We start from the raw sequence: 3,108 nt of genomic DNA, 5'->3' as shown, positions 1-3,108 counted from the left end.
GGCGGCCGGCCTGGTGCGCGGCATGGTCGCGCCCGACGCGCCGGCCGATGCGGTGGCCTTCGCCACCCGCGTGATGGCGAGCGTGCCGCCCGACACCTATCGCGCCGCGCTGCATGCGCTGGTGCGGTTCGACCAGCGCGAGGCGCTGGCGCGCATCGCGGTGCCGGTGCTGGCGCTGGCCGGCGAGCACGACGCCAATGCGGCGCCGGCCGTGATGGAACGGATGGCGGCACGCATTCCCGGCGCCGAGTACCGCTGCCTGCCGGGCGTCGGCCATCTGGCCTGCATGGAGCGGCCGGCGCGGTTCAACGAGGCCGTGCTCGATTTCCTGGCGCGGCATTTTCCGGTCCGCTGACGTCGGCCCGGACGTGTCGAAGCAATGCGCCACCGCACCACGGCACAACCAGACCGACGCACCGACGCACTACCGCACCCAACGCATAACAAGCTGACCACGAGAGACACCATCATGCCCCTGGACTTCGTTCCCGCTGTCGGCGAGGCCGATTTCACCGACGATCAGGTCCGTCTGCTGACGCTGGCCAACCGGCTCGGCCGCGAACGCTTCGCGCCGCGCGCGGCGCAGTGGGACCGCGAGGCGAGCTTCCCGTTCGCCAATTACGACGATCTGCGCGAGGCCGGGCTGCTGGCGCTGTGCGTGCCGAAGGCCTTCGGCGGCGAGGGCGCGGACTTCGCGACCTACTGCATGATCGGCGCGGAGATCGGCCGCTTCTGCGGCGCCACCGCGCTGACCTACAACATGCATATCTGCTCGACGATGTGGACCGGCATGCTGGCCGACGGCATCGCGATGACGGACGCGCAGCGCGCCGAACACGCGGCCCGCCGCGAGCTGCATTTCGCGCGCGTGGTCAAGGACGGCGCGGTCTATGCGCAGCCGTTCTCCGAGGGCTCGGCGGCCGCCGCCGGCAAGGCGCCGTTCGGCACCACCGCGCGCAAGGTCGAGGGCGGCTGGCTGCTGAACGGCCGCAAGATCTTCGCCTCGCTGTCGGGCGCCGCCGACTACTACGGCATCCTCTGCACCGAGGACCGCGGCGATCATCATCCCGACATGCGCGACACGCTGTATATCGCGGTGCCCGGCAAGGCCGAAGGGCTGACCGTGACCGGCGACTGGGATCCGATGGGCATGCGCGGCACGGTCTCGCGCACGCTGCTGCTCAAGGACGTGTTCGTGCCCGACGACGAGCAGTTGATGCCGCGCGGCGTCTACTACAAGGCCGCCCAGACCTGGCCGGCGATGTTCTTCACGCTGTCGCCGACGTATCTGGGCGTGGCGCAGGCCGCCTACGACTTCACCGTGCAATACCTGCGCGGCGAAGTTCCAGGCCAGCCGCCGGTCAAGCGGCGCATGTATCCGACCAAGCAGATCGCGGTGGCGCAGATGCGGATCCAGCTCGAGTCGATGCGCTCGCTGTTCTGGCGCGTCATCCACGAGGCGCGGCCCAATCCGGCCAAGGACCAGCGCATGCGTCTCTACGCCGCGCACTACGCGGTAATGGAGGGCGCCAACGATATCGCACGGCTGGCGATCCGCACCTGCGGCGGCCAATCGATGCTGAAGGATCTGCCGCTCGAGCGGCTCTATCGCGATTCGCGCTGCGGCGCGCTGATGCTGCCGTGGACCGCCGAGCTGATCCTCGACCGCATGGGCCGCGAGACGCTGTACGAACCGGGCGAGCGCGACGAATGAGCGGCGCCTGTGGAGGGCGGCCGCATCTGGATGCGGCCAGCGTCGGCGCGCTGCTGCGGCCGCTGCACGCGCTGGCCGACACGCAGCCGCAACGCCCGGCGCTGCATTTCCGCGGCCGCACGATCGGCTATGCCAAGCTGTGGAGCCGCATCGAGCGGGTCGCCGCGCATCTGCTGGCCGACTGGGGCATCGCGCGCGGCGACCGCGTGGCGACGCTGTGCCTGAACCACGATCTGCAGCTGGCGCTGCTGTTCGCCTGCGCGCGGCTCGGCGCGATCTTCGTGCCGCTGAACTACCGGCTGGCGGTGCCCGAGCTCGCCGCGATCGCATCGCACGCCGGCGTGCGCGCGATCTTCCATGACGATGCGCATGCCGATGCCGCGGCCGCCGTCGCGGTCACGGTCACGGTCCCGCGTGCCAGTGCGGAGGGAGTCGAAGGCGAAGGCGCGGGCGGTACCGTCCGCCACGCCCATATCGACCGGCTGATCGACAGCCCGGCGCCGCCCGAGCCGAGCGACGCGCCAATCGGCCCGATGCCCGACGACACGCCGCTGCTGCTGGTCTACACATCCGGTACCACCGGCCAGCCCAAGGGCGCCCTGCATACGCAGGCGGCGCTGCTGGCCAACGCGCGTGCCAGCTGGTGGGCGCACGCCATGCGCGACAGCGATCATGTCCTGTCGACGCTGCCGATGTTCCATGTCGGCGGCCTGTGCATCCAGACCGTGCCGGCGCTGCTGCTGGGCGCGCAGGTGACACTCCACGAGCGCTTCGCGCCGGACGCCTGGCTGCAGGCGTTGGCCGACGCACGGCCGACGCTGTCGCTGATGGTGCCGGCCACGCTGCGCGCGGTGCTCGAGCATCCCGGCTGGGCCGACGCCGACCTGAGCGTGCTGCGCGGCGTGATGGCCGGCTCGTCGACGATCCCGCGCGCCTATATCGATGCCTTCCATGCGCGCGGCGTGCCGCTGGGGCAGGTCTACGGCGCCACCGAGACCGGTCCGGTCTCGATCGTGTTGCGCCTGCACGAGGCGATGGCGCGGCCCGGCTATGCCGGCTGGCCGCAGCCCGAGGCGCAGGTGCGGCTGCTCGGCCGCGACGGCAACGACGTGGCGGACGGGGAGGTCGGCGAGATCTGCATTCGCGCCAGCAATCTGATGCAGGGCTACTGGCGCGAGCCTTGCCATCCCGGCTTCGCCGACGGCTGGTTCCGCTCGGGCGATCTCGCGCATCGCGACGCCGACGGCTGCATCGAGGTGGTCGGACGCAGCAAGGACATGATCATCTCCGGCGGCGAGAACATCTATCCGGCCGAGATCGAGAACGCGCTGGTCGCGCTGCCCGGCGTGGCCGAATGCGCGGTGGTGGGTTTGCCCGATCCGCGCTGGGGCGAG

At 71.0% G+C, this 3,108-nt stretch carries 3 protein-coding genes; all 3 read left to right on the top strand.

Features of this window, described 5'->3' with window-relative positions; all coding sequences use genetic code 11:
• Positions 1 to 355, top strand: a 355-nt coding sequence (locus B551_RS15695; RefSeq protein ID WP_023264489.1) for an alpha/beta fold hydrolase, incomplete at its 5' end; no start/stop codon positions are given.
• A gap of 114 nt (positions 356 to 469) precedes the next feature.
• Positions 470 to 1,714 carry an acyl-CoA dehydrogenase family protein gene (locus B551_RS15690; RefSeq protein WP_006580018.1) on the top strand — a complete coding sequence of 415 codons (1,245 nt, stop codon included), beginning with the start codon at positions 470 to 472 and terminating at the stop codon, positions 1,712 to 1,714.
• Positions 1,711 to 3,108, top strand: a 1,398-nt coding sequence (locus B551_RS15685) for a class I adenylate-forming enzyme family protein (RefSeq protein WP_023264488.1), incomplete at its 3' end; no start/stop codon positions are given. The genes B551_RS15690 and B551_RS15685, both read left to right, overlap by 4 nt.

The organism is Cupriavidus sp. HPC(L) (assembly GCF_000307735.3).
Classification (GTDB): domain Bacteria; phylum Pseudomonadota; class Gammaproteobacteria; order Burkholderiales; family Burkholderiaceae; genus Cupriavidus.
The sequence above is the reverse complement of the archived record's forward strand: the minus strand, read 5'-3'. Positions and strand labels throughout refer to the sequence as shown.

Bases quoted from the DNA above. Each gene is read 5' to 3' on its own strand.
- B551_RS15690 (WP_006580018.1), top strand. From the start codon at position 470: ATGCCCCTGGACTTCGTTCCCGCTGTCGGCGAGGCCGATTTCACCGAC.